The 23,909-nt window shown below is 63.7% G+C and carries 26 protein-coding genes; 23 read left to right on the forward strand and 3 right to left on the reverse strand.

Features of this window, described 5'->3' with window-relative positions; all coding sequences use genetic code 11:
* Positions 1-23 precede the first annotated feature (23 nt).
* The 5 genes from VI26_RS09815 to yacG are packed head-to-tail and all read left to right on the forward strand — an operon-like array spanning position 24 to position 3,738.
* On the forward strand, positions 24-1,247 hold the full coding sequence (locus tag VI26_RS09815) for a type II secretion system F family protein (protein ID WP_048409540.1): 1,224 nt from the start codon (positions 24-26) through the stop codon (positions 1,245-1,247).
* Positions 1,244-2,113, forward strand: coding sequence for an A24 family peptidase (locus VI26_RS09820; RefSeq protein WP_048409541.1), 870 nt, complete (start codon positions 1,244-1,246; stop codon positions 2,111-2,113). The genes VI26_RS09815 and VI26_RS09820 overlap by 4 nt, the downstream gene beginning before the upstream one ends.
* Entirely contained in the window at positions 2,103-2,714 is a 612-nt protein-coding gene (coaE, locus tag VI26_RS09825) for a dephospho-CoA kinase (RefSeq protein WP_048409542.1), read from the forward strand. Before VI26_RS09820 ends, coaE begins: the two co-directional genes overlap by 11 nt.
* A gap of 38 nt (positions 2,715-2,752) precedes the next feature.
* A complete protein-coding gene (zapD, locus tag VI26_RS09830) occupies positions 2,753-3,511 on the forward strand; it encodes a cell division protein ZapD (RefSeq protein ID WP_048409543.1) in 759 nt (252 codons plus the stop codon).
* 38 nt (positions 3,512-3,549) lie between these two features.
* Positions 3,550-3,738 (forward strand): DNA gyrase inhibitor YacG, encoded by a 189-nt coding sequence (gene yacG / locus VI26_RS09835; RefSeq protein WP_048409544.1) that lies wholly within the window; start codon positions 3,550-3,552, stop codon positions 3,736-3,738.
* Between the two features lie 61 nt (positions 3,739-3,799).
* Here the strand turns inward: yacG and VI26_RS09840 are convergent, their stop codons facing one another.
* Positions 3,800-5,041: an N-acetylmuramoyl-L-alanine amidase gene (locus VI26_RS09840; protein WP_048409545.1), complete on the reverse strand. Its 1,242-nt coding sequence runs from the start codon at positions 5,039-5,041 to the stop codon at positions 3,800-3,802.
* Complete coding sequence (tsaE, locus tag VI26_RS09845) at positions 5,002-5,487, reverse strand: tRNA (adenosine(37)-N6)-threonylcarbamoyltransferase complex ATPase subunit type 1 TsaE (RefSeq protein WP_369799204.1); 486 nt, start codon at positions 5,485-5,487, stop codon at positions 5,002-5,004. The genes VI26_RS09840 and tsaE overlap by 40 nt, the downstream gene beginning before the upstream one ends.
* A 4-nt stretch (positions 5,488-5,491) precedes the next feature.
* On the opposite strand from tsaE, the gene queG reads away from it, so the two are divergent.
* Positions 5,492-6,568, forward strand: a complete 1,077-nt coding sequence (queG, locus tag VI26_RS09850) for a tRNA epoxyqueuosine(34) reductase QueG (protein WP_048409547.1) — start codon at positions 5,492-5,494, stop codon at positions 6,566-6,568.
* A 3-nt stretch (positions 6,569-6,571) separates the two neighbouring features.
* On the opposite strand, the gene VI26_RS09855 is transcribed toward queG, so the two are convergent.
* On the reverse strand, positions 6,572-6,988 hold the full coding sequence (locus tag VI26_RS09855; RefSeq protein WP_048409548.1) for a MaoC family dehydratase: 417 nt from the start codon (positions 6,986-6,988) through the stop codon (positions 6,572-6,574).
* A gap of 320 nt (positions 6,989-7,308) precedes the next feature.
* Between VI26_RS09855 and VI26_RS09860 the strand changes: the two genes are divergently transcribed.
* The 17 genes from VI26_RS09860 to VI26_RS09940 all read left to right on the forward strand — a co-directional run bounded on the left by VI26_RS09860 (position 7,309) and on the right by VI26_RS09940 (position 23,902).
* A complete protein-coding gene (locus VI26_RS09860) occupies positions 7,309-8,058 on the forward strand; it encodes an electron transfer flavoprotein subunit beta/FixA family protein (protein ID WP_048409549.1) in 750 nt (249 codons plus the stop codon).
* A gap of 3 nt (positions 8,059-8,061) precedes the next feature.
* The gene (locus tag VI26_RS09865; RefSeq protein ID WP_048409550.1) at positions 8,062-8,994 is read left to right on the forward strand and encodes an electron transfer flavoprotein subunit alpha/FixB family protein; all 933 of its coding nucleotides are present in this window, start codon (positions 8,062-8,064) and stop codon (positions 8,992-8,994) included.
* 221 nt (positions 8,995-9,215) lie between these two features.
* Complete coding sequence (locus VI26_RS09870) at positions 9,216-10,997, forward strand: acyl-CoA dehydrogenase C-terminal domain-containing protein (protein ID WP_048409551.1); 1,782 nt, start codon at positions 9,216-9,218, stop codon at positions 10,995-10,997.
* Between the two features lie 916 nt (positions 10,998-11,913).
* Entirely contained in the window at positions 11,914-12,228 is a 315-nt protein-coding gene (locus tag VI26_RS09875) for a hypothetical protein (protein WP_048409552.1), read from the forward strand.
* A gap of 611 nt (positions 12,229-12,839) precedes the next feature.
* Positions 12,840-13,469, forward strand: a complete 630-nt coding sequence (locus VI26_RS09880; protein ID WP_156183826.1) for a hypothetical protein — start codon at positions 12,840-12,842, stop codon at positions 13,467-13,469.
* A gap of 13 nt (positions 13,470-13,482) precedes the next feature.
* Positions 13,483-15,630 carry a type II secretion system secretin GspD gene (gene gspD, locus VI26_RS09885; RefSeq protein WP_048409554.1) on the forward strand — a complete coding sequence of 716 codons (2,148 nt, stop codon included), beginning with the start codon at positions 13,483-13,485 and terminating at the stop codon, positions 15,628-15,630.
* Entirely contained in the window at positions 15,627-17,087 is a 1,461-nt protein-coding gene (gene gspE / locus VI26_RS09890; protein ID WP_048409555.1) for a type II secretion system ATPase GspE, read from the forward strand. The genes gspD and gspE overlap by 4 nt, the downstream gene beginning before the upstream one ends.
* A complete protein-coding gene (gene gspF / locus VI26_RS09895) occupies positions 17,087-18,298 on the forward strand; it encodes a type II secretion system inner membrane protein GspF (RefSeq protein ID WP_048409556.1) in 1,212 nt (403 codons plus the stop codon). Before gspE ends, gspF begins: the two co-directional genes overlap by 1 nt.
* 24 nt (positions 18,299-18,322) lie before the next feature.
* Entirely contained in the window at positions 18,323-18,583 is a 261-nt protein-coding gene (locus tag VI26_RS09900; RefSeq protein ID WP_048409557.1) for a hypothetical protein, read from the forward strand.
* Positions 18,584-18,611: 28 nt separating this feature from the next.
* Positions 18,612-19,055 (forward strand): type II secretion system major pseudopilin GspG, encoded by a 444-nt coding sequence (gspG, locus tag VI26_RS09905; RefSeq protein WP_082150993.1) that lies wholly within the window; start codon positions 18,612-18,614, stop codon positions 19,053-19,055.
* Positions 19,056-19,068: 13 nt separating this feature from the next.
* Positions 19,069-19,545, forward strand: a complete 477-nt coding sequence (locus VI26_RS09910; RefSeq protein WP_048409559.1) for a type II secretion system protein — start codon at positions 19,069-19,071, stop codon at positions 19,543-19,545.
* Positions 19,542-19,922: a type II secretion system minor pseudopilin GspI gene (gene gspI / locus VI26_RS09915; protein WP_048409560.1), complete on the forward strand. Its 381-nt coding sequence runs from the start codon at positions 19,542-19,544 to the stop codon at positions 19,920-19,922. Before VI26_RS09910 ends, gspI begins: the two co-directional genes overlap by 4 nt.
* Positions 19,922-20,494, forward strand: a complete 573-nt coding sequence (locus VI26_RS09920) for a type II secretion system protein GspJ (RefSeq protein WP_048409561.1) — start codon at positions 19,922-19,924, stop codon at positions 20,492-20,494. The genes gspI and VI26_RS09920 overlap by 1 nt, the downstream gene beginning before the upstream one ends.
* Before the next feature lie 29 nt (positions 20,495-20,523).
* On the forward strand, positions 20,524-21,471 hold the full coding sequence (gspK, locus tag VI26_RS09925; protein WP_231462433.1) for a type II secretion system minor pseudopilin GspK: 948 nt from the start codon (positions 20,524-20,526) through the stop codon (positions 21,469-21,471).
* The gene (gene gspL, locus VI26_RS09930; protein ID WP_082150994.1) at positions 21,458-22,645 is read left to right on the forward strand and encodes a type II secretion system protein GspL; all 1,188 of its coding nucleotides are present in this window, start codon (positions 21,458-21,460) and stop codon (positions 22,643-22,645) included. The genes gspK and gspL overlap by 14 nt, the downstream gene beginning before the upstream one ends.
* A 1-nt stretch (position 22,646) precedes the next feature.
* Positions 22,647-23,156, forward strand: coding sequence for a type II secretion system protein GspM (gene gspM / locus VI26_RS23235; RefSeq protein WP_053074347.1), 510 nt, complete (start codon positions 22,647-22,649; stop codon positions 23,154-23,156).
* Positions 23,153-23,902 (forward strand): type II secretion system protein N, encoded by a 750-nt coding sequence (locus VI26_RS09940; protein WP_082150996.1) that lies wholly within the window; start codon positions 23,153-23,155, stop codon positions 23,900-23,902. Before gspM ends, VI26_RS09940 begins: the two co-directional genes overlap by 4 nt.
* Positions 23,903-23,909: the final 7 nt, after the last annotated feature.

A 23,909-nucleotide genomic window follows, 5' to 3' on the forward strand; every position in this document is an offset into this window, starting at 1 on the left:
TGGAATAAGAAAGAGGCCATGGAATGGCAGTCACGGTAGCGAAAAAAGCGACGCCGGGCTTTGTCTGGGAATGGGAAGGCAAGGACAGGGCGGGCAAGGCGATACGCGGGGAATTGCGGGCGGAGTCCGAGGCGGTGGCCAAGACCCAGCTGCGGCGTCAGGGCATCAACGTCGTCAAGATCAAGCGTCGGCGCGCCGGTTTTGGCAAGCGCATCACGGAGAAGGACATCACCTTGTTCACGCGGCAGCTGGCGACCATGATGCGCGCCGGCGTGCCGCTGCTGCAGGCATTTGACATCGCCGCCAAGGGGCATAGCAATCCAGCGGTGACCAAGATGTTGCTGGAGGTGCGCGCGGATGTGGAAACCGGCTTGTCGTTGGCGGAGGCTTTCCGCAAGCGTCCGCTGTACTTCGACAAGCTGTTCTGCAACATCATCGCCGCCGGTGAAACCGGCGGGGTGCTGGACTCCTTGCTGGAAAAGCTGGCCACCTATAAGGAAAAGGTGATGGCGATCAAGGGCAAGATCAAGTCGGCGTTGATTTATCCGTCGGCCATTGTCGGCACCGCCTTGATCATCACCGCCGTCATCATGATTTACGTGATTCCGGCCTTCAAGGATCTGTTCTCCAGCTTTGGTGCCAATCTGCCGGCGCCGACGCTATTCGTGATCTGGCTATCGGATGGCTTCGTCCATTACTGGTGGTTGATTTTCGGGGTGATTTTCGGTGGCCTGTTCGGTTTTCTGTATGCGTTCAAGCGCACGCCCAAGCTGCAGGAAAAGCTGGATCGCGTGCTATTGCGGCTGCCGGTGATCGGCGACATTATCCGCAAGGCCACCATCGCGCGCTGGGCGCGCACCCTGTCCACCTTGTTCGCCGCCGGCGTGCCCTTGGTGGAGGCGCTGGATTCTGTGGGCGGCGCTTCCGGCAATCAGGTTTACGCTGACGCCACCAAGCGCATTCAAAGCGATGTCAGCGCCGGCTCCAGCCTGAATTATTCGATGCAGCGCACGGATCTGTTCCCCAATATGGTGTTGCAAATGACTTCGATCGGCGAGGAGTCCGGCTCGCTGGACCAGATGCTGGACAAGGTGGCGGATTTCTACGAAGAAGAAGTCGACAATGCGGTGGCCGCGCTGTCCAGCTTGCTGGAACCGGCCATCATGGTGATTCTGGGGGTGTTGATCGGCGGCTTGATCATTGCGATGTATATGCCGATTTTCAAGATGGGGCAGGTGGTTGGATGATAGATGAGTGGCGCTGGATTGCCGGCGCGTATCCCTTGGCGTTTGCCGGCGTGGTGCTGGTGTTGGGTTTGTTGCTGGGCAGTTTTCTGAACGTAGTCATTCATCGCTTGCCCAAGATGTTGGAGGCCGAGTGGCACAGGAATTGCGTCGATTGCTTGCAACAGGGAGAGGCGGAGGAGGCCGAGGCTTACAATTTACTGAGGCCGGCTTCGCATTGTCCGCAGTGCCGGGCCGAAGTGCGGCCGTGGCAGAACATCCCCTTGTTGAGCTTCGTGCTGTTGAGCGGACGCTGTGGCGGTTGCCAGGCCAAGATCAGCTGGCGTTATCCGGCGGTGGAGTTGTTGACCGGGTTGGTATTCGCCTTCCTGGCCTGGCGCTACGGCTGGTCCGCGCAATTGCCGGCCTATATGGCGTTGAGCGCGGTGTTGCTGGCCTTGGCCTTTATCGACGCGGACACGCAGCTGTTGCCGGATAATCTGACCCTGCCCCTGCTATGGGGCGGCTTGCTGTTCAATCTGCTGACCGGCACCGTTCCGCTGGCGGAAGCGGTGATAGGCGCGATGGCGGGCTATTTGAGTTTGTGGCTGTTGTTTCACGGCTTCAAGCTGGCCACCGGCAAGGAGGGCATGGGTTACGGCGATTTCAAGCTGCTGGCGGCGCTGGGCGCATGGCTGGGATGGACCTTGCTGCCATTGGTGATCCTGCTGTCGTCGTTGGTGGGGGCGTTGGTGGGCGTAGGCTTGATCCTGCTGGCCAAGCACGGTCGTGGCCAACCCTTGCCGTTTGGCCCCTATCTTGCCGTCGCCGGCTGGGTCGCGCTGATCTGGGGGCCGGGCATAGTGAATTGGTATTTGCATGGCTATTAAAGTTGTGGGACTGACCGGAGGCATCGGTTCCGGCAAGAGCGCCGCGGCAGACCGTTTCGCCGAACTGGGCGTGCCCGTGATCGATACCGACCGCATCGCGCATGAGCTGACTGGGCCGCAAGGCGCGGCAATGCCGGCCTTGGTGGCGGAGTTCGGTGCCGGCGTGATGCGCGCCGACGGCGCTTTGGATCGCGCTTGGATGCGCGAGCGGGTATTTGCCGATGCCGATAGCCGCCAGCGCCTGGAGGGTGTGCTGCATCCTATGATCCGCCAGGAAAGCATTGCGCGGCTCGCGGCGGCGCACGGCGCCTATAGCGTGCTGGTGGTGCCCTTGCTGTTCGAGTCCGGGCATTATCTGCCCTTGCTGGCGCGTACTTTATTGGTGGATTGCGATGAAGCCATCCAGATTGAGCGGGTGATGCAGCGTAATGGCCTGGATGAGGCCGCGGTGCGCGCGATCATGGCGGCGCAATGCTCGCGCGCGCAGCGGCGCGCGCAAGCCGACGATATAATTTGTAATAATGACAGCTTGGCTGCATTGAGGCTTCAAGTCGACGCCAAACACGATTATTATCTTGCCAGCCTAGCCGATAGACCATAACCGGGCTCTCGCGAGCCAAGCAGAAGGGCCGATGCGCCGTGATCAGTTTTGAGTTTCCCGTCACCGAGCGAACCCGCATCCTGCTCCGCCTGGAGCATCTCTACGCACGCCTGGGGCATTTCATTGGCAAGGACCATCCCTATGACCATCATGCAGCGCTGCTGGTGTTGTTCGAGCTGATGGAAACCGCCTCGCGCGCCGACTTGAAGGCGGATCTGTTGCAGGAGCTGGAGCGGCAGAAGCAGATGTTGGAAGCGCTGCGCGAGAATCCGCAGGTAGCGGAGGAAACTTTGGAAGGCGTGCTGGAAGATATCGAGCACGCGTCCAGCCGGTTGTTGGCCTTGACCGGAAAGTTCGGCCAGCACCTGCGCGAGAATGAATGGCTGATGGCGATCAAGCAGCGCGCGGGCATTCCCGGAGGCACCTGCCAGTTCGATCTACCGTCCTACCACCTATGGCAGCAAAAAACGGCGGAGGTGCGGCGTCAGGACATCAAACGCTGGGCCACGCCGCTGATGCCGACCGCGGAGGCCGCGGGCATCCTGCTGACCTTGCTGCGCGACAGCGGCAAGACTCACCACTATGTGGCGCGTCGCGGCGTGTTCCAGCAGATGTCGGGAGGGAAGGTGGTGCAACTGATCCGCGTCGCCTATGATGGCGGCCTGGAGTTGCTGCCCGAGCTGTCCGCCAACAAATACGCACTCAATATCCGCTTCGTCAGCGCGGTGACCGGGGAGTCCCGGCCGCGTCAGACCGAGCAGGATGTCGAATTTCACCTGACCAATTGCAAGTTCTGACCGGCTTTTGCCGATCTGTAGCCAAGTTTTGAGAAGCCATGTCTGATTCCGTTCGCGTTGTCGCCTGTCCCACCTGCCGCGCCCCGGTGCGCTGGGAACCGCAAAGCCAGTTCCGCCCGTTCTGCAGCAAGCGCTGCCGTCTGATCGATTTGGGCGAGTGGGCGACGGAAAGCTATCGGGTGCCGGCGCAGGAAGAGTCGCCGAGCGAGGCGAGCCGCGGCGAGTGAGCACCGGAGAGCCGATAAACAAACAGGTCCCGTCAGGGACCTGTTTGTTTTTGGCTTGGACTCAGGCTCGGGCGGCCAGCGCCGCGCCCTGCGAGAAATAGCCCTTCATGCCGGTGAAAATGGCGTTGGCCATTTGCTGCTGGAAATCGCTGCTGAGCAGGCGCTGCTCCTCCTCCGGATTGGAGATGAAGGCGGTTTCCACCAGGATGGACGGAATGTCCGGCGCCTTCAGCACCGCGAAGCCGGCTTGCTCCACCGCGCTCTTGTGTAGCTTGTTGAGGCCGCCCAAATGGCCCAGCACGGTCTTGCCCAACTTCAGGCTGTCATTGATGGTAGCGGTTTGAGTCAGGTCCAGCAGAGTGTGGGCCAGGTATTTGTCCTTGCTGCCTATCTTGACGCCGCCAATCAGGTCGGCGTCGTTCTGGCTTTGCGCCAGGGCCTTGGCGAAAGCGCTGGTGGCGCCTTTTTCAGACAAGGCGAACACCGAAGAGCCGCGCGCGGCGCGGTTGGGCGCGGCATCGGCGTGAATGGAGACGAATAGATCCGCGTTCAGCTTGCGCGCCTTGGCCACCCGCACGCCCAGCGGGATGAACACGTCTTCCTCGCGGGTCATATAGGCTTTCATATTGCTTTCCGCATCGATCAGCCGTTTCAACTGCTTGCCGATGCGCAGCACCACGTCCTTTTCACGCGTGCCATTCAGACCGACGGCGCCGGGGTCTTCGCCGCCATGACCAGGGTCCAGCATCACGATGATGGGGCGGCCGCTGTCTTTTTTCTTGGGCTTGATCTGCGGCGCCGGTTGTTCCAGCTTGCCTTTGTTGTAGTCCTGCAGCAGCGCCAGCAAGGGATCGTCCTGCTGGCCCCCGGCTGGGTAGAGGTCCACCACCAGTCGGTGCTTGTACTCGGCCACTGGTGCCAGCGTGAAAGCCTGCGGCTTGACGTCGGCTTTCAGTTCCAGCACCAGGCGCACGGTTTCCGGATCGAACTGGCCGGCGCGAGCGGTCTTGATATAGGGGTCGGCGGCGGAAATCTGACCGCCGATGTCCTTGAGCACGCTATTGAGTTGCACGCCTTGCAGGTCTATCACCAGCCGGTTCGGGTTGGCGATGGTGAATTGCTTGTACTGGATTGCCTCGCTGGCTTCCAGCGTGATGCGGGTGTAAGTGGACGCCGGCCAGATGCGCAGGGCGACGATCTGGCTGCTGGCGGCAAAGCCGATGCGGCTCACCGACAGCATGAAGGTGGCTGCGGCCGCGCCGATCAGACGGCGGCGGAAGGGATCGAAAGTCGAATCAGGCATGACTGTCCGGTTTCAGAGTGGGCGAGTAAACGATAATTGCGACCGTTTCCGGCCACGGCTAGTTCCAGCACGATGTCGGCGCGCGGCAGCAAATCCGCTGCCTTGTCTGGCCATTCGACCAAGCACAGGCTGTCCTGACCGAAGTGTTCGCGAAAGCCGGCATCCTCCCATTCTTCCGGATCGGCGAAGCGGTACAGGTCGAAATGGTGCACGCTATAGTGAGAAAGCGGATAGCTTTCCACCAAAGTATAGGTGGGGCTTTTCACCTTGCCGGCATGGCCGAGCGCGGTCAGCAGGCCGCGCGTGAAGGTGGTTTTGCCAGCGCCCAGATCGCCAAGCAGGTATACGACGAGGCCGGCTTGCGCCGCCTCGGCGAAAGCTTTGCCCAGCGCCAGGGTGGCGGTTTCATCTTCCAGGTAGCCGCAGCGAACGCTGGTATCATCCATGGCCATGACCGAAAACTCTTTACAAAAACCGGATTATCCCGAATTGGCGCGCCAAATCAAAGCCTGGGCGCGAGAATTGGGGTTTGCCGATGCCAGAATCGGTCGCGCCAGCCTGCCGCCGGAGGCCGAGCAGAAGCTGGATGCCTGGCTTGCCGCCGGCTATCACGGCGAAATGGACTATATGGCCCGCCACGGCGCGCTGCGGGTCAAACCAGCCGATCTGGTGCCCGGCACCTTGTCCATCGTGTCGCTGCGCATGCATTACTGGCCGCAAGCCCGCGATCCCGCCGAGGTGCTGGCCGATGGCGGACGCGCCTATCTATCGCGCTACGCGCTGGGGCGCGACTATCACAAGGTGCTGCGCAACCGGCTGCAGGCGCTGGCGGACCGGATCAAGCGGGAGATCGGCGATTTCGGCTACCGGGTGTTCACCGATAGCGCGCCGGTGGCCGAAGTGGCGCTGGCGGCCCAGGCCGGCCTGGGCTGGCGCGGCAAGCACACCCTGCTGTTGACCAAGAATCAGGGCTCGCTGTTCTTCCTGGGCGAGTTGTTCACCGATCTGCCCTTGCCCGAGGACGAGGCGGAAGACGGCCATTGCGGCCGCTGCACCCGCTGCATCGATGTCTGTCCCACCGCGGCCATCGTCGCGCCGTATACCGTGGACGCGCGCCGCTGCATTTCCTATCTGACGATAGAACTGAAGCGGGCGATTCCGGAGGAGATGCGGCCCTTGATCGGCAACCGCGTTTACGGCTGCGATGATTGCCAGCTGTTCTGTCCTTGGAACCGTTTCGCGGTGGACAGCGCCGAGGCCGATTTTGCGGTGCGTCATGGTCTGGACGACGTGAGCTTGCTAGAGTTGTTCGCTTGGAGCGAGGCCGAGTTCAAGCAGAAGATGGCTGGCAGCCCGATCTACCGCATCGGCTATGTAAAATGGCTGTCCAATTTGGCGGTGGGCCTGGGCAACGCGCCCACCACGCCGGATGTGGTGGCGGGGCTGCGCGCGCGCTTGGATTTTCCCGACGAGATGGTGGCCGAGCCGGTGCGCTGGGCGCTGGCTCGGCACGGCGTCATGGGGTGACACTCAGTTTTTGCTGGGCGCCTTGACCAGGGATTCGCCTTCCAGCACCACCTTGCCGCGGACCGTGCACTGCGTCGCCAGTTTGACGAAGTGCTTGTCCGGATTCAGCTCGATCACGGTGGCGCGGGCAATCACGGTGTCGCCGATGCGCACCGGGGCCTTGAAGCGGGTGGATTGCGACAGGTAGATGGTGCCGTGGCCGGGTAGCTGGGTGCCAACAACCGTGGAAATCAGGCTGGCCGTCAGCATGCCGTGCGCGATGCGAGTCTCGAACGGTGTTTGCTCCGCGTATTCCTGATTGATGTGCACCGGGTTGTTGTCGCCGGATACGGCGGCGAACATCAGCACGTCGGCTTCGGTAATGGTCTTGCCGAATTCGGCGGAATCGCCGAGCTGAAGATCTTCAAACCAGACAGTCATGACCGCTCCTGACTTGATTATGACGGGAAAATGCTGCACTGCATTGTGACAGCTTTGGGCTGAAATGCAAATTGCCGAGAAATCACGTACTATCGGCGGCAAGTTGCGTTTTTGCCACGCCGCATGCAATGCATGTCAACCAAACGCTCGTTTGAATTTGTGCTTGAGGCATAATCAAGCTTGCTTCGGCAATTGCTGCTTCCGCGTTCGATCAATCCAGACGGCGGCATTTCTGAAACGGCCGCCCAATGATGGCGCGGCGGCGGCGCCAGGCCGCCCCAGGTTTCTTTAAGAGATGTCCAGAGGTTTGTTGGAGGAATATGAAAGTTCTAGTCGCTGTGAAACGCGTTGTGGATTACAACGTGAAGGTTCGGGTCAAGGCCGACGGCACTGACGTGGATATCGCCAACGTCAAGATGTCGATGAACCCGTTTGATGAAATCGCGGTGGAAGAGGCGGTGCGCCTCAAGGAAGCCGGCAAGGTCAGCGAAATCGTCGCGGTGTCGCTGGGCGTCAAGCAATGCGAGGAAACGCTGCGCACCGCGCTGGCGATGGGCGCGGATCGTGCCATCCTGGTGGAAACCGATGCCGAGCTGCAGCCGCTGGCGGTGGCCAAGCTGCTGAAAGCGGTGGCGGACAAGGAACAGCCGCAGCTCTTGATCGTCGGCAAGCAGGCGATCGACGACGATGCCAACCAGACCGGTCAGATGGTGTCGGCGCTGCTGGGTTGGGGCCAGGGCACGTTCGCGTCCAAGGTGGATTTGAGCGCTGAAACCGTGGATGTCACCCGTGAGATCGACGGCGGCCTGGAAACCGTCAAGCTGCGTCTGCCGGCGGTGGTCACCTCCGACCTGCGCCTGAACGAGCCGCGCTTCATCAAGCTGCCCAATATCATGGCCGCCAAGAAAAAGCCGCTGGACAAGACCACGCCGGCTGAGTTGGGCGTGGACCCGGCGCCGCGTCTGAAGACGCTGAAGGTCGCCGAGCCCTCCAAGCGCAGCGCCGGCATCAAGGTGGCCAATGCCGCTGAGCTGGTCGCCAAACTGAAAACCGAAGCAAAGGTGCTGTAAGCCATGGCCATTCTCGTTATCGCTGAACACGACAACCAGAGCCTGAAAGCAGGCACCCTGAACACCGTAACCGCCGCCGCCAAGTTGGGCGAAGTGCATGTGCTGGTGGCCGGCCACAACGCCGCCGCCGCCGCCGAGGCCGCCAAGAGCGTGGCCGGCGTCGCCAAGGTGCTGCTGGCCGACGCCGCGCACTACGCGCACGGCTTGGCTGAAAACTTGGGCGCGCTGGTGTCCGGTCTGGCCAAGAGCTACAGCCATGTGCTGGCGCCTGCGTCCTCCTTCGGCAAGAACCTGCTGCCGCGCGTGGCCGCCTTGCTGGACGTGGCGCAGATCTCCGAGATCGTCGCCGTCGAATCCGCCGACACCTTCGTGCGGCCCATCTACGCCGGCAATGTGCTGGCCACCGTGCAATCCGTCGACCCGATCAAGGTCATCACCGTGCGCACCACTGCCTTCGACGCGGCGGGCCAGGGTGGTTCCGCCGCGGTGGAAACCGTGGCCGCGGCCGCCGACGCGCAGCTGTCCAGCTTTGTCGGCCAGGAGCTGACCAAGTCCGATCGTCCGGAACTGGGCTCGGCCAAGGTCATCGTTTCCGGCGGCCGCGCCTTGGGCTCCGAAGAGCAGTTCAAGGCGGTGATTGATCCGCTGGCGGACAAGCTCTCCGCCGCTGTCGGCGCTTCCCGCGCCGCGGTGGACGCCGGCTATGCGCCGAACGACTACCAGGTGGGTCAGACCGGAAAAGTAGTGGCGCCGCAGCTGTACTTCGCGGTCGGCATCTCCGGCGCGATCCAGCACCTGGCCGGCATGAAGGACTCCAAGGTGATCGTTGCCATCAACAAGGACGAGGAAGCGCCCATCTTCCAGGTGGCGGATTACGGCATCGTCGGCGACCTGTTCACCGTGGTGCCGGAGTTGATGGCCGAGTTGTCCAAATAATCCCGGATCCGCGCCGCGAGTTTCTCGACGGCGTGGACAGGGTTCGGCGTGCCGCACGGCCGTCGGAACAATAATATTCAGCCGGCAACGCCCGCGCGCAGTCATCGGCCCGATGCGGTCCGGACCCGTCGCGGCGCTTGCCGGCTTTTCCATGTCTGCAAATAGAAACCGATTGCCGGCCGAACCGGCGGTCCCAGCCATCCAAACACGAGGAGAAGGCGATGATTTATCAAGCACCGATCAAGGACATTCAATTCGCGCTCAACGAGCTGGCCGAACTGCCGGCCATCTGCGGCTTGCCCGGCTATGGCGAATGTTCGGTGGAACTGGTGGACGCCATTCTGGAAGAGGGAGCCAAGTTCGCCGAAGGCGTGCTGGCGCCGATCAACAAGCAGGGCGACCAGGGCGCGACATGGCGCGATGGCGAAGTCAGCGCCGCGCCCGGTTTCAAGGATGCCTGGCAGCAGTATGTCGAGGCCGGCTGGGTGGGGCTGCGCGCGCCGGAAGCCTATGGCGGTCAGGGCATGCCGGCCTTGGTGGCGGCCGCGGCCGAGGAGATGTGGTGCTCGGCCAATCTGGCATTTTCGCTGGCGCCGCTGCTGACCCTGGGCGCGGTCGAGGCCATCCATCACCACGCGTCGGACGGACTCAAGAGTATCTATCTGCCGCGCATGTCCAGCGGTGAATGGACCGGCACCATGAATTTGACCGAGCCGCAGGCCGGCTCCGACCTGGCACAGGTTCGCAGCAAGGCGCTGCCGCAGGCGGATGGCAGCTACCGCATCAGCGGCCAGAAAATCTTCATCACCTGGGGCGAGCACGATATGGCGGACAACATCGTCCACTTGGTGCTGGCACGGCTGCCGGACGCGCCGGCCGGGGTGAAAGGGATTTCGCTGTTCATCGTGCCCAAATTCCTAGTCAACGCCGATGGCAGCCTGGGCGCGCGCAACGATGTGCGTTGCGTGTCGCTGGAGCACAAGCTAGGCATCCACGGCAGTCCCACCGCGGTGATGAGCTTCGGCGACCAGGACGGCGCGATCGGCTATCTGGTCGGTGAAGCCAATAAAGGCTTGAACTATATGTTCACCATGATGAATCACGCGCGCTTGGGCGTGGGCATTGAAGGCATGGCGGTGTCGGAGCGCGCCTACCAGAAAGCGGTGGAATACGCGCGCGAGCGGGTGCAGAGCCGCGCAGTGGGCTCGCCCGATCCCAGCGGCGTGGCCATCATCCGCCATCCTGACGTGCGCCGCATGCTGCTGACCATGCGCGCCCAAGTGGAAGCGCAGCGGGCGCTGACCTTGTATGCGGCGGCGGCGCTGGATCGCGCCGCGCGCCACCCGGTGGCCAGCGAAGCGGCGCGCAACCAGGCATTGGTCAATTTCCTGATTCCCGTGGTCAAGGGCTGGAACACCGAGCAGGCCAATGAAATCACCAGCCTGGCGCTGCAAGTGCATGGCGGCATGGGCTATATCGAGGAAACCGGCGTCGCCCAGTATTACCGCGACGCGCGCATCACCGCGATTTACGAAGGCACCACCGGCATCCAGGCGCTGGACCTGATCGGGCGCAAGACCGCCAGCGATGGTGGCGCCACCGCGCGCGCCTTGCTGGAAGAGGCCACGGGCTGCGTGGCCAAATTGCGCGCGGCCGGGCTGGCAAGTCTGGCGGACAATCTGGATGAGGCGGTCAAGCAGGCGCGCGGCTGCGTCGATTTTATCCTGGCGACCTTCGCCGAGCAGCCGCAGCGGGCGGCCGCCGGCTCGGTGCCTTTCCTCAAGCTGATGGGCATCACCCTGGGCGGCTGGCAGATGGCTCGCGCGGCCTTGATCGCCAAGGCCAGGCTGGGTGAGGCCGAGGTGGATCAGGACTTCCTGCAGGCCAAGCTGGCCACCGCGCGTTTTTATGGCGAGCACCTGCTGCCGCAGGTGGGAGGCTTGGCCGCGGCCATCGTCGCGGGCGCGGACAGCGTGCTGGAGATGGATGAAGCCTGGTTCTGATTTTGCATAGCTAGTCAGTAAAAGCCGCACTGTGAAGTGCGGCTTTTTTATTAAATGCATTTATTTTTTGAGAAAAATATAATTTGTCTTTATGTTGATGTGGTACGGATGATGCGGTTTTTGATGGGGGCTCTCGTTGCGTTGACTAGAGTGGTTTGTTTAATTTTAAATAGTCAAGCTTTTCGGCGTGAGGTAAATGGCCAATAAAGTTTGAGTCTGCCTGAACTTATATGGTTGAGTATTTTTCATATTTAGAGGCTGTACTAATCACAGTTTTGATATTTACCTTGCCTGTTTCTGGGGCCGTTTCTTCTTTCAATAATGCTTGAGAGTGGCTAATGAAATTCCTAATGCTGCGTTCCGCTAATTTGCCTCGGGCGTGAAATTGATTTTTATTGGCGGCCCTAAGTCGAACGGCTTGTATAAGGTGTGATTGGCCGGTGTGCTTAGAACCTGTTCAAAGTCTGCTGCGCTTCGGCGATACGGCGTTGAAAACAAGCTCAAAATGCTCATGTACCACGTGTACATTCCGCTTTTTTGCTCGTTTTCGCCTTGTCTCGCCCTTGCTCGCGAGACTTTGAACAGGCTCTTAGGGCTGGGAGGCCCGGTAAATCTGGATTTGGATAGGAGAGACGGTGTTGTTGGCCATATAGAGGTATCGCTGATGTGCAGTCATTTGAGTCAGTGCTCGCACGAGTGTTGCGGATAATAGGCGTGAGTCATCACGAGGACTGCAATGCTTGAGTGCTTGTATGGCTCAAACAGGAAGCAGATGATCAATGCTTGTTGGGCAGATGAGGGGTGGGTGGGCGATCAGCGCTTTGAATATAAACCGGGAGGAGGCGATGGCGATTGCCGAAAGAATCAGCAGCGATGCTACAAGAGGGGCCAAAAGCCAGAGTGAAAGGAAGCAATGATGCCCAAATGGAGGATGAGGCTGGGCTTGTGGGCGGGATGGTTTGGCTTGTTTTTGTCGGTATTGGCTTTTGTCGCCAGCCTGATTTTTACGCCCGCGCTTATCGGAGCCCTGCTTGCCTTGCTTGGCGCGGCGGGCTCCATGTATGCGGGCGGTAAAAGAGTCGCAATATTGATCGTGTATTTTTCCTTTTCGACTATTCTTGTTAGTCCAGTATCGGGGTGGCTAATACCCCCCTGGCTGATCCTGCTGCTGCTTTTGCTTGGCATCGGCTTGTCTGTAGCGCTCTATTTTCATTACATAAAGAGTAAGTAGTCTCTACGATTCGTGGCAATATTGATGAGTCCGCAGGCTAGGCCATCAGGATTAGGGCGAGAATTTCCATTATCCTGTCCCGATTAAGGCGCGCGGACGGAATTGCGTCATGGGCATGCCATATGGCTGCCATTGCTCAATCATTGCTTGATGGCGACAAATTTAATGATGTTGAATTCGATATGCGATATAGTCATTTTTTGCGTTGACTGTATCTATTTGTCGTGCGAATAATTTGCTGCACAGAGCCTCAAACAAGCTGTTTTGGTGAACAGGCTGTCGTACGCGTTTGTCCGCCGAGCGGGCTGGCTTGGAGACCTTGAGACGAGACGCGCAGAGGCCGATAGCGCATCAGACGACGGCAATCGGTGCAGCACTGGGGTTTTTGGCGACTCTTGAGAGCGCGCTCAAAGTCTCGCGAGCAAGAGCGAGACAAGGCGTTGCGGCTGAAGAAGCATACGGTAGATGAGCATGCTGAAGATGTTTTCAACGCCCTAGCGCCGAAGCGTCGCAGACTTTGAACAGGTTCTAACAAGAGCAAGCATGCTTGGTGTGTCGTGCGGCTCCCCTTGTGGAGCTTTGCTTATCTCATATAACAGAAGCCCAAATGCATGAAGCAAGTGGTCCATTGGAGTGAAAAGGGGAAGCGGTTGGTGCCGTCGGCGGCGGCGCTGGGGCGTCTGGTCGCCGCCTTGCCCTGGCTGGCGCTGGCAGGCGCCGCCATGTGGCTGGGCACGGCCGTGGCGCCGTGGTTCGGCCCCGCCGCCAAGCAGTGGCGAGGCTTAAGCGAGCCAGCGCCGCAATCCGCCGCCGCCAAGGTGGCGATTGCGCATTGGTTTGGCGAGCCGGTGGCGCAGCAGGCGGTTGCCTTGCCGCCGGTGCGGCTGATAGGCGTGTACGCGCCGCAGGCTTCCGGCGTGCCGGGCTTCGCCGTGATCGATGACAATGGCCGCTCGGTGGCCTTGCTGCAGGGCAAGACAACGCCGGACGGCTGGGAATTGGCCCGGATCACCGCTTCCGGCGTGGTGATGCGCTCCGGCGGCAGCGAGCAGTTCGTGCCGCTGATCGAACGCGCCCCCGGTTCCGGCGGCGCTGGCGGCGTGGCTCCACCGTCCATGCCGATACCGTCCCCGGTCGCTCCTCCGTCCCAGGCTCCCGTTTCTCCTCCCGCCGTGGTTCCTGTGAATCCTGAAACCCCGCAGCAACCTGGGCTGGATTCCGCCAGCATGGTTCGCCAATAAGAAGACTGAATATATGCGTGTCCACAAACTCGTCGCCATCCTGGCCCTGGTCTACAGTTGCAATGCCGTCCTGGCCGCCGCGCCGCAGAATGACGCGGTGATGCTCAACTTCGTCAACGCCGACATCGAAACCGTGGTCAAGGCGATAGGCGAGATCACCGGCAAGAACTTCATCATCGACCCGCGGGTGAAAGGCACGGTCAACATCGTGTCCAGCAAGCCGGTGCCGCGCGCGCTGTCCTACCAAATCTTGTTGTCATCGCTGCGCTTGCAGGGCTTTTCCGCGGTGGAGGGCGGCGGCGTGGTCAAGATCGTGCCGGAGGCCGACGCCAAGCTGCACGCCAAGGCCAGCAAGGGCATTCCACGCGGCGACGGCGACCGCCTGATCACCAAGGTGTTCACGCTCAAATACGGCAACGCCAATCAGTTGGTGCCGGTGATCCGGCCCATCGTGTCGCCCAACAACACCATTGCCGCCTACCCGCAGTCCAATGCGCTGATCGTTACCGACTACGCCGACAATATCCAGCGCATCGAGTCCATCATTGATTCGATCGAAAGCGCCGCCGCTGGCGATACCGTGGTGATACCGGTGTTGTTCGGCTCCGCGGTGGAGTTGGCCGGCAGCCTGAACAAGCTGCTGCAGGACAGCGGCGCTGGCGCCGACGGCGGCAAGACCACCATTATTCCCGACGCGCGCGCCAATGTGCTGATGGTGCGCGCCGATACCCCCGGCAAGATAGGCAAGGTCAAAAGCCTGCTCAAGCTGCTGGATCAGCCCAGTCAGGCCGGCGCCAATGTGCGCGTGGTCTATTTGAAGAACGCCGAGGCAGGCAAGGTGGCGCAGACGCTGCGCGCCTTGATGACCGGCGACGCCGGCCCGCTGCAGGGGCGCACCGCGGTGTCGACCAATGGCGGCTCCAGTTCCAGCTTGTTGAACCAGAGCAGCTCGAGCAGTGGCTCCAGCGCTTCGTCCGCGTCTTCGTCCAGCGCCGCGCAGGCGGCCAGCCCGGTGGGCGGCGACAGCGCGGCCAGCGGCAGCAGCGGCGCCGGCGGCGGCGGCGGCTCCATGATCCAGGCCGATCCCACCAATAACGCGCTAATCCTGAACGTGCCGGACGCGATGTACCAGAATCTGCGCAATGTCATCGACCTGCTCGACAAACGCCGAGCCCAAGTGCTGGTGGAGGCGCTGGTGGTGGAGGTGGCCGCGCAGCGGGCGATGGAGCTGGGCGTGCAATGGCAGGCGCTGGGCGCGCTCAATGGCAACGGCGCCGGCGTGTTCGGCGGCACCAACTTCCCAGGCAACAGCGGCCCCGGCATCATCGGCTTGTCCGGCGGCGCGCTGGCCGGCGGCACCGCCGCCACGCCGTTGGGCACCCTGGCCGGCTCCGGTGGCCTGAACGTGGGCTGGGTCAAGGGCACGGTCAATATTCCCGGCATCGGCACCGTGCTGAACATGGGTGCGCTGGCCAAGGCGATGGAAACCGAGGTGGGCGGCAATGTCCTGTCCAGCCCGTCCTTGATGGCGATGGACAATGAGAAGGCCAAAATCCAGATCGGCCAGGAAGTGCCCATCCTGACTGGCCAGTACAGCAATACCGGCGGCAGCAGCGGCGGCGCGGTCAATCCCTTCCAGACCTATGACCGCAAGACCATAGGCTTCAACCTGGAAATCACGCCGCAGATTTCCGAAGGCGGTTCCATCCGCATGAAGATTCTGCAGGAAGCGTCCACCATCGTGCCGGGCACCGAGAAGAACCCGCAAGGGCCGACCACCAACAAACGCCTGATCGAGACCATCGCCAATGTCGACGACAGCGGCATCATCGCCATCGGCGGCCTGCTGCAGGAAACGGTGAGCGACAATGAGAGCAAGGTGCCGCTGCTGGGCGACATCCCGTGGCTGGGCGCTTTGTTCCGCTACAGCAACAAGCAGCGCAACAAGACCAATCTGATGATCTTCATCAAGCCCACCATCATTCGCGATGATCTGGGCGCGCGTTCCATCGCCACCGATCGTTACAACTACATCATCGGCGAGGGCCAAAAGGTCGAGAAGGAAAAGCTGCAGATGAACCTGGATTCGGCGCTGAAATCGCTGCCGGAGGGCGGCATCCGCTCCACGCTGGAGCAGAGCCTGAAGGCGCAGCCGAAATGAACAAGCCCAAGCTGTCGCCGACGCTGGCCTTTCCGTTCGCGCGCGCCAACGGCGTGATCCTGCTGGACGGGGAGAGCGGCCGCCATCTGCTGCTGCGCGAGGACTGCCGGCCCGAGGCCTGGGCCGAAGTGTTGCGTCTGCACGGCCAGGGCTTGTCCGGCATCGAGACGCTGGAAGCGGCGCTGTTCGACAAGCGCCTGTCCGAGCACTACGCCAACCGCGACGGCGCGGCGGCCGAGGTGGTGGACGATATCGGCCAGGACCTGGACCTGACCCAGATGGTGGAGTCCTTGCCGACGGTGGAGGATTTGCTGGAAAGCGAGGGCGACGCGCCCATCATCCGCATGATCAACGCCTTGCTGACCCAGGCGCTGCGCGACGGCGCCTCCGACATCCACATCGAGGCCTTCGAAGACCGCTCGGTGGTGCGCTTCCGCCTGGACGGCTCGCTGCGCGACGTGGTCAGCCCGCATCGCGCCTTGCACGCGGCCATGGTGTCGCGGATCAAGATCATGGCCAATCTCGACATCGCGGAAAAACGCATTCCGCAGGACGGCCGTATCTCGCTGCGCCTGGGCGGCCGCCCAGTGGATGTGCGGGTGTCCACCCTGCCCACCAGCCATGGCGAGCGCGTGGTGCTGCGCCTGCTGGACAAGGAAAACGCTCGTCTCGACCTGGCCACGCTGGGCATGGCGGCGGACACGCTGCAGGCGGTGGACAAGGTGATCCGCCAGCCGCACGGCATTCTGCTGGTCACCGGCCCCACCGGCTCGGGCAAGACCACCACCTTGTACGCGGCGCTGTCCCGCCTGGACGCCCAGCACACCAATATCATGACGGTGGAAGACCCGGTGGAGTATCACCTGGACGGCGTGGGTCAGACCCAGGTCAATCCGCGCATCGACATGAGTTTCGCCAAGGCGCTGCGCGCGATTCTGCGTCAGGATCCTGACGTGGTGATGATAGGCGAGATCCGCGACCTGGAAACCGCGCAGATCGCGGTGCAGGCCTCGCTGACCGGTCACCTGGTGCTGGCCACGCTGCACACCAACGACGCCGCCTCGGCGGTGACGCGCTTGGTGGACATGGGCGTCGAACCCTTCCTGCTGGCGTCCAGCCTGCTGGGGGTGATGGCGCAGCGCCTGGTGCGCAGGTTGTGCCCGCAGTGCAAGGCGCCACATCCGGTGCCGCTGGAAGGTTCGGCGGATACCCCGCATTACCGGCCGGTGGGCTGCCCGGTCTGCGGCCATTCTGGCTACAAGGGGCGCTACGGCGTCTATGAGCTGCTGCTGGTCGACGATGCGCTGCAGCGCCTGATCCACGACCGCGCCTCGGAACAGAAAATGCGCGATCACGCCGCCCGCCATGGCATGCGCTCGCTGCGCGACGACGGCCTGCGCTGGGTCAAGGCCGGCGAGACCTCGCTGGAAGAAATCATGCGGGTGACGAGAAGCTGATGGCCGCCTTCCGTTTCACCGCGCTCAATCCCGCCGGCAAGGAGCAGAAAGGCCTGCTCGAGGCCGATTCCGCGCGCGCCGCGCGCAGCCAGCTACGTGAGCGCGGCCTGCTGCCGGTGGAGGTGGAAAGCGTCAACGCCAAGAGCGGCGACGCCGGCAGCATCGCCTTGCGCCGCGGCCTGCCGCGCGCGGAGCTGGTGATGATCACCGAACAGCTGTCCACCTTGCTCAACGCCGGCCTGCCGCTGGAAAAGGCGCTGACCGCGGTGACCGAGCAGTGCGAGCATCCGCGCAGCCGCACCGTGCTGGCAGCCTTGCGCAGCGACATCCTGGAAGGCAAGAGCTTCGCCCAGGCGCTGGCCGCCGCGCCCGGCGTGTTTTTCCCGCTGTATCGCTCGCTGGTGCAGGCCGGCGAACAGTCCGGCCATCTCGACACCGTGATGGCGCGCTTGGCCGAATACCTGGACAAGCGCCAGAACACCCAGCAGAAAGTGATGCTGGCGATGGCCTATCCGGCGGTGGTCACCGTGGTGGCCATCCTGGTGGTGGCCGGCCTGATGAGCTATGTGGTGCCGCAGGTGGTCAGCGTGTTCGCCCAGACCAAGCAGACCTTGCCCTTCCTGACCCGGGCGCTGGTGGCCGCCAGCGATTTTCTGCGCCAGTGGGGCGTCGCGCTGCTGGTCGGCATCGTCGCCGCGCTGTTCCTGACCGTGCGCGCTCTGCGCGCGCCGGCGCTGAAGCGGCGCTTCCATGCCCGGCTGCTGAAACTGCCGGTGTTCGGCCGGCTGCTGCGCGCGCTCAACACCGCGCGCATGGCCAGTACCCTGTCCATCCTGGTGGGCAGCGGCGTGCCGCTGCTGACCGCGCTGGAAACGGCGCGCGGGCTGATGACGCTGCTGCCGATGCAGGACGCGGTCAGCGAGGCGATGGCCAAGGTGCGCGAGGGCGTGGCGTTGTCGCGCGCGCTGCACGCCACCCGCCAATTCCCGCCGGTGCTGATTCATCTGATCGGCAGCGGCGAATCCAGCGGCACGCTGGCCCATATGCTGGACCGCGCCGCCCAGCAGCAGGAGCAGGAAGTCGAGCGCAAGCTCGCCACCTTCACCACGCTGATGGAGCCGCTGCTGATCCTGTTCATGGGCGGCATGGTCTTGTTGATCGTGCTGGCCATCATGATGCCCATCATCGACATGAACCAGATGGTGCATTGATTTTTTGCGGAAAGAAGCACGGCAATGTCTCACAAGGCGGTTTTGCAGCAATGGGTGTTGGAAGCGTTGGCCGCGCACGGCGGCAAGGCGGAGCGGCTGACGGTGGCCAAGCATATCTGGCACGCGCATCAGCGCGAGCTGGAAGGCACCGAATTGTTTTACACCTGGCAGTACGATATGAGCTGGGCGGCGGCGGAGCTGAGAAAGCTCGGCCAATTGAAGCCGGCCAATGCCGGCCCGTCCGGCGTGTGGGCGCTGTCCGGCGACGGCCCCTCGCTGTTTTAACCCTGAACATATGGCAGTAGGAGCAGATATGCGACACCTTTCCCAAGCGGCCCAACGCGGCTTCACCCTGATCGAAATCATGGTCGTGATCGTGATCCTCGGCGTGCTGGCGGCACTGGTGGTGCCCAAGGTGATGAGCCGCCCGGACGAGGCGCGCGCCGTCGCCGCCAAGCAGGACTTGGGCGCCTTGAGCCAGGCCCTGAAGCTGTACCGCCTGGACAACGGCCGCTATCCCAGTAGCGACCAGGGCCTGCAGGCGCTGGTGCAGAAACCGAGCTCGGCGCCGGAACCGAAAAACTGGAAACCGGGTGGTTATCTGGAGCGCCTGCCCAAGGACCCGTGGGGCAATCCCTACCAGTACGCGAATCCGGGCACCCACGGCGAGATCGACATCTGGAGCTTCGGCGCCGACGGCGAGCCGGGCGGCGAGGGCGTGGACGCCGATATCGGCAACTGGGACGTAGTCAAGTAAGGTTGGCTCGCCGATGACTTCCTCCGTGCCGGAGCGCGGCTTCACCCTGATAGAAGTGATGGTGGTGATGCTGATCATCGGGGTGCTGGCCACCACGGTGACGCTGAGCATGCGGCCGGACACCCATCGCCAGGCCTCGGACGAGGCCTATCGGCTGGCACGGGTGCTGGAACAGGCGGCGGACGCCGCCGAAATGGGCGATCCGCTGGCGTTGGTGGCCGACGCCAAGGGCTACGGCTTTCGCCGTCGCGGCGACAACGGCGACTGGGGTGGCGCCAACGACGAACTGTTGGCCGACCGCTTGTGGCCGGAAGGCATCCATGGCGGGGCCCTGCTGCTGGACGGCCAGCCCTGGCCGGTGGGTCGGCCGCTGCCGCTGTGGCAGGACGGCCGCGCCAACGCGCTGGCGCTGGAAATCAAGACCGACACTCGCCGGCTGGCGGTGACACTGTCGCCGTTGGGACGCAGCCAGGTGGACGAAGGCCAATGAGACGCGCGCGCGGGTTTACGCTGTTTGAGGTACTGGTGGCGCTGGCCATCATCGCCGTGGCCTTGGGCGCGCTGCTGCGCGCCACCGGCTTGGCCGCCGACAATGGCGAAGGCATGAAGCGCCGGATGCAGGCGGCCTGGGAAGCGCAGAACATGATCGCGCTGATGCAGGCGCGCCGGGAATGGCCGGAAGTGGGCGAGCAGGCGGGAGAGCTGGAAGACGATGGTGCGCGCTGGCGTTGGCAGCGTGTGATCAGCCAGACTCCGAACCCCAATTTCCGCAAAGTGGTGGTACGGGTGCTGGCCCAGAGCGACAGCCGTTACGTGCTGGCCGAGATGACCGGTTATCTGCGCATGAACGCCGGAGGCGGCTCGTGATGCGCGGCCGGCAGGACGGGATGACCTTGATCGAGATCCTGGTGGCGATGAGCTTGCTCGCCATCCTGTCGGTGCTCGGCTACAAGGCCTTCGGCTCCTTGCTGATTTCGCGCGAACGCCTGATGCAGACCAGCCAGCAATGGGTGGACGCGGCGCGCGCGTTCCGGCGGCTGGAAGGCGATCTGAGCGGCCAGGTACCGGCGCCGACGCAAGGGCAGGGGCCGAGCTTGGGCGGCAGCCAACTGTTGCTGCAAAGCGACGGCGACGGCCAGACGCTGACCTTGCAGAATTTTTCCGCTCGCTATCCCGGCGGCGAGGAGCGCATCAGCTACCGCGCCGGCGCGCAAGGGCTCAGTTGGGCCGCCGGCGACGCCCAGGGCGCGGCGCCGACCGCGTACACGCTGCTGGGCAAGGATGCCGCGGTGCGTTGGCGCGTGCTGCTGGACGACGGCAATTGGCTGGACAACTGGCCGCCGCGCGAGGCCAGCCCCTCGCGCAGCCCGCGCGCGCTGGAAATGCGCATCCGCATGCCGGGCAATGAATGGGCGAAACGGATATGGGCATTGCCATGAAGTCGGGGCCGCGCGGGAAGCAACAAGGCATGGCGGTGATCATGGCCTTGTTGATCGTGGCGCTGGCCACCACCGCCGCCTCGCTGGTGTTGTGGCAGCAAGGCCTGTGGTGGCATCAGCTCGACAACGACCGCAATCGCGCCCAGCTGCGGCTGGTGGCCGACGCCGGTCTGGGCTGGGCGATGGAAATCCTGCGCTTCAACAACGGCGCGGCCGGCAACGGCGTGGTGGCCTTGTCCCAGCTGTGGGCGCAGCCGCTGCCGCAGACCGAGGCCCAGGGCGTGACCGTGGCCGGGCAGTTGAGCGATCTGCAAGGGCGCTTCAATCTGAATTCGCTGGTGCAGAACGGCCAGCCCAATGCGCGGCAGCTGGTGTTCTACAAGCGGCTGCTGACCACGCTGGGCCTGCCCACCCGTTTGTCCGATCCGCTGGTCAAGCAGTTGCGCGGCGGCAAGGACCAGGACGAGGCCAGCCAGCCCGCAGGCGAAAGCCGGCTGCCGGAGCCGGGCGCGGCGGCGCCGGGCCATCCGCTGCTGCGAGTGGAAATGCTGCGCTGGGTGCCGGGCTATACCCCGGAGGTGTTGGACAAGCTGCTGCCGCATGTTGCGGCGCTGCCGGCGGAAGTCAGTCAGATCAATATCAACACCGCCACGCCGGCGGTGATGAAAACGCTGTTGCCGGGGGTCGGCGACGGCAATCTGCTGGTGCTGCTCAACCAGCGCAAGGTCAATTATTACAAGGACGCCAATGATTTCAAGGCGCGGCTGCCGGCGCCCGGCATCATCGCCGACACCGATATCGCGGCGGCCTCGAATTATTTCATGCTGGACAGCTCGGCGCGGCTGGAACGCGCGCGCCTGGACATGCGGGCGCTGATCTACAGCAATATGAACGTGGTGAAGGCGCTGTGGCGGCAAGACGGCGCCGGGCGGCCGCAGCCGGCCAGGGGAAACGGAAACCAGAATGACAACGCTTAGATTGTATTTGCGGGCTGGCTGGCCCGATAGCGAGCCGGGCCTGCCCTGGGCCTTGCTGGGCGCGCGTGGCGAAGTCAGCGCCCAGGGCGACGGCGCGCCGGCCGGATGGCCGCGCGCCGACCGCTGCGAGCTGATCCTGCCGGCCGGTCGCACCCTGTTCACCCAGGCGCGGCTGCCGGACGCGGTCAAGCAGCCGACGGCGGCGGTGCTGGGCTTCGCGCTGGAAGAAGGGCTGATCAACGATCCGGCCGCCAATCTCTACGCCGTCGGCGCGGTCTTGCCGGATGGCCGCCGCGCGGTGGCGGTGACGGAAGCCTTCCCGGTGCGGCGCGCGGTGGCCATGCTCAAGAGCGCCGGGCGCTTGTGCGATCGCATCCTGCCGGAGGAAAGTCTGCTGCCGCTGCCGGCGCGCGATGGCTGGAGCGTGGCGCGCGGCGCCGACGGCTGGCTGTTGCGGCTGAGCGCGGCGCGCGCCATCCGCCTGCCGTATTGCGGCGAGTTGGCCGAGCAACTGCTGTTCGCTCGGCTGGCGGCGGAGTGGCCGCCAGCCAGCCTGAGCGTGTGCGGCGCCGACGCCGCCCTGGTCGGCGCGCGCCTGCCGGCATGGCAGGGCGAACCCAGGCTATTGGCCGCCCATGATTGGCGCAGCGGCCAGGCACAGCAAGCGTTTGACTTCGCCAACGGCGATTTGGCGGCCAATCGCCGCTGGCGCGACTGGGGACCGGCGCTGCGGCGCAGCGGCTTGGCGCTGGGTGGCCTGCTGGCGGCGCAGCTGGCGCTGACCCTGGGCCAGGCCGGCTGGTACGCCTGGCAGAAACAAAGCTTGTCGGCGGACATCCGCGCCGCCGCCAAGCCCTGGATCGGCGGTCAGGCGATGCCGGGCAGCAGCGCGTTGGCGATGACGCGCGCGGTGGACAAATTGCGGCTGAGCCACGGCCTGCCGGCGCGCGACGACGCCTTGGAACTGATGGGCGCGCTGGCCGCGCTCAGCGGCCGCGAACTGCAAACCCGTTCGCTCAGCTATGACAGCGGCCGGCTCAAGCTGCAGGTGGCGGAAGTGCCGGCGGACACGCTGCAGCGCTGGCGCAGCCAATTGGCCGCCCAGCAGATCCGCCTGGACGTGGCCACCACCCAACAGGGCACCAAAGAACTCAGCCTGTCGCGAGAACCTTGAAATGAAGCAATACCGTGAACAATTCGCCGTCTACTGGCGGCAGCGCAGCCGCCGCGAACAAGGGCTGCTGGCGGCAATGGCGCTGGTGCTCGGCGTCGGCCTGCTCTACGCCGCGGTGTGGGAGCCTGCGGCCAAATCGGTGGAGCGCAACCGCGCCGCTGTCGGGCGCTTGCAAGCCGAACTGAGCTATGTGGGGTCCCTGGCGCGCGAAGCCGAGCAACTGAAGCGGCAGCCGGCGCAGGCGGCCTTGCCGGCCAAGGAATTGATGCCGGTGATCCGACAGGTGGCGCAAAGCCAGGGATTGAACGAGGCCGGCTGGCGGCTGAGTCCGGAGGGCGAGTCCGGCGTGGCGCTGGAAGGCGTGCTGGCCTTCGATGCCTGGGTCAAGCTGGCCGGCGTGTTGGCGGCTCAGCACCAGGTGCGTGTGCTCAGCGTGCAGACCGAGGCGCAGCCCATGCCGGGGCAGGTGCATATCAAGGCCTTGTTCGGCCATGCGGGAGGCGGCGCATGAAACGGAAGATACTGATGGGCGCGCTACTGAGCGTCTTGTTCCTGGCCGGCCTGATCGCCGCGCTGCCGGCTAGCTTGCTGTCGCTGCCCTTGCTGCGCGCCACCGGCGAGCGCTGGCAGTTCAGCGGCGCGCAAGGCACGGTGTGGCAGGGCAAGACGCAGTTGGTCTATGTCGGCGACAAGGGAGAAGTGCTGCCGATGAGCCGGATAGGCTGGCATTTCCAGCCCAAGGCCTTGCTGTCGGGACGGGCGATCTGGTTGCTGGAGAGCGACGGCCAGGACGGCAAGCTGGAGTGGGGCTGGGGCGGCGTGGAAGTGAACGGCGTCAACCTGACCTTGCCGGTGGCGGCGCTGGCGAATCTGTCCAAGACCTGGCAGGCGGCGCGCCTTGGCGGGGATCTGCAGGTCAAGATCGGGCAGTTCAGCCGCAAGGGCGGTCAATTGAACGGCAATCTGCATGTCAGCTGGCTGGGCGCGGCCTCGCCCTTGAGTCCGTTGTCGCCGTTTGGTTCCTATCAATTGGAAGTCAACGGCGCCGGCGCCGGGGTGAGTTTGAACGTGACGACGCTGGACGGACCGTTGAATCTGAGCGGCCAGGGGCAGTGGCAGCCGGGCGCCGCGTTCGCGCTGGCCGGCAGCGCCGACAGCCCGCCGGAAAAATACGACGCCTTGAAGCCGCTGATGCTGATGCTGGGCAAGCCGAGCGGGCCGAACAGCGTGCAGTGGCAAATCCATCCAGGCGTCTGAGCGCCGC

It is taken from the genome of Chromobacterium sp. LK1 (genome assembly GCF_001043555.1).
Lineage (GTDB): Bacteria > Pseudomonadota > Gammaproteobacteria > Burkholderiales > Chromobacteriaceae > Chromobacterium > Chromobacterium aquaticum.

Bases quoted from the DNA above. Each gene is read 5' to 3' on its own strand.
- VI26_RS09865 (WP_048409550.1), top strand. From the start codon at position 8,062: ATGGCCATTCTCGTTATCGCTGAACACGACAACCAGAGCCTGAAAGCA.
- VI26_RS09840 (WP_048409545.1), bottom strand. From the start codon at position 5,041: ATGCCTGATTCGACTTTCGATCCCTTCCGCCGCCGTCTGATCGGCGCG.
- gspG (WP_082150993.1), top strand. From the start codon at position 18,612: ATGCGACACCTTTCCCAAGCGGCCCAACGCGGCTTCACCCTGATCGAA.
- gspE (WP_048409555.1), top strand. From the start codon at position 15,627: ATGAACAAGCCCAAGCTGTCGCCGACGCTGGCCTTTCCGTTCGCGCGC.
- gspK (WP_231462433.1), top strand. From the start codon at position 20,524: ATGGCGGTGATCATGGCCTTGTTGATCGTGGCGCTGGCCACCACCGCC.
- VI26_RS09910 (WP_048409559.1), top strand. From the start codon at position 19,069: ATGACTTCCTCCGTGCCGGAGCGCGGCTTCACCCTGATAGAAGTGATG.
- gspD (WP_048409554.1), top strand. From the start codon at position 13,483: ATGCGTGTCCACAAACTCGTCGCCATCCTGGCCCTGGTCTACAGTTGC.
- VI26_RS09920 (WP_048409561.1), top strand. From the start codon at position 19,922: ATGCGCGGCCGGCAGGACGGGATGACCTTGATCGAGATCCTGGTGGCG.
- coaE (WP_048409542.1), top strand. From the start codon at position 2,103: ATGGCTATTAAAGTTGTGGGACTGACCGGAGGCATCGGTTCCGGCAAG.
- VI26_RS09875 (WP_048409552.1), top strand. From the start codon at position 11,914: ATGCCCAAATGGAGGATGAGGCTGGGCTTGTGGGCGGGATGGTTTGGC.
- gspM (WP_053074347.1), top strand. From the start codon at position 22,647: ATGAAGCAATACCGTGAACAATTCGCCGTCTACTGGCGGCAGCGCAGC.
- VI26_RS09855 (WP_048409548.1), bottom strand. From the start codon at position 6,988: ATGACTGTCTGGTTTGAAGATCTTCAGCTCGGCGATTCCGCCGAATTC.
- VI26_RS09820 (WP_048409541.1), top strand. From the start codon at position 1,244: ATGATAGATGAGTGGCGCTGGATTGCCGGCGCGTATCCCTTGGCGTTT.
- gspL (WP_082150994.1), top strand. From the start codon at position 21,458: ATGACAACGCTTAGATTGTATTTGCGGGCTGGCTGGCCCGATAGCGAG.
- yacG (WP_048409544.1), top strand. From the start codon at position 3,550: ATGTCTGATTCCGTTCGCGTTGTCGCCTGTCCCACCTGCCGCGCCCCG.
- VI26_RS09815 (WP_048409540.1), top strand. From the start codon at position 24: ATGGCAGTCACGGTAGCGAAAAAAGCGACGCCGGGCTTTGTCTGGGAA.
- tsaE (WP_369799204.1), bottom strand. From the start codon at position 5,487: ATGGATGATACCAGCGTTCGCTGCGGCTACCTGGAAGATGAAACCGCC.
- gspF (WP_048409556.1), top strand. From the start codon at position 17,087: ATGGCCGCCTTCCGTTTCACCGCGCTCAATCCCGCCGGCAAGGAGCAG.
- gspI (WP_048409560.1), top strand. From the start codon at position 19,542: ATGAGACGCGCGCGCGGGTTTACGCTGTTTGAGGTACTGGTGGCGCTG.
- VI26_RS09860 (WP_048409549.1), top strand. From the start codon at position 7,309: ATGAAAGTTCTAGTCGCTGTGAAACGCGTTGTGGATTACAACGTGAAG.
- VI26_RS09900 (WP_048409557.1), top strand. From the start codon at position 18,323: ATGTCTCACAAGGCGGTTTTGCAGCAATGGGTGTTGGAAGCGTTGGCC.
- VI26_RS09940 (WP_082150996.1), top strand. From the start codon at position 23,153: ATGAAACGGAAGATACTGATGGGCGCGCTACTGAGCGTCTTGTTCCTG.
- VI26_RS09870 (WP_048409551.1), top strand. From the start codon at position 9,216: ATGATTTATCAAGCACCGATCAAGGACATTCAATTCGCGCTCAACGAG.
- queG (WP_048409547.1), top strand. From the start codon at position 5,492: ATGACCGAAAACTCTTTACAAAAACCGGATTATCCCGAATTGGCGCGC.
- VI26_RS09880 (WP_156183826.1), top strand. From the start codon at position 12,840: ATGAAGCAAGTGGTCCATTGGAGTGAAAAGGGGAAGCGGTTGGTGCCG.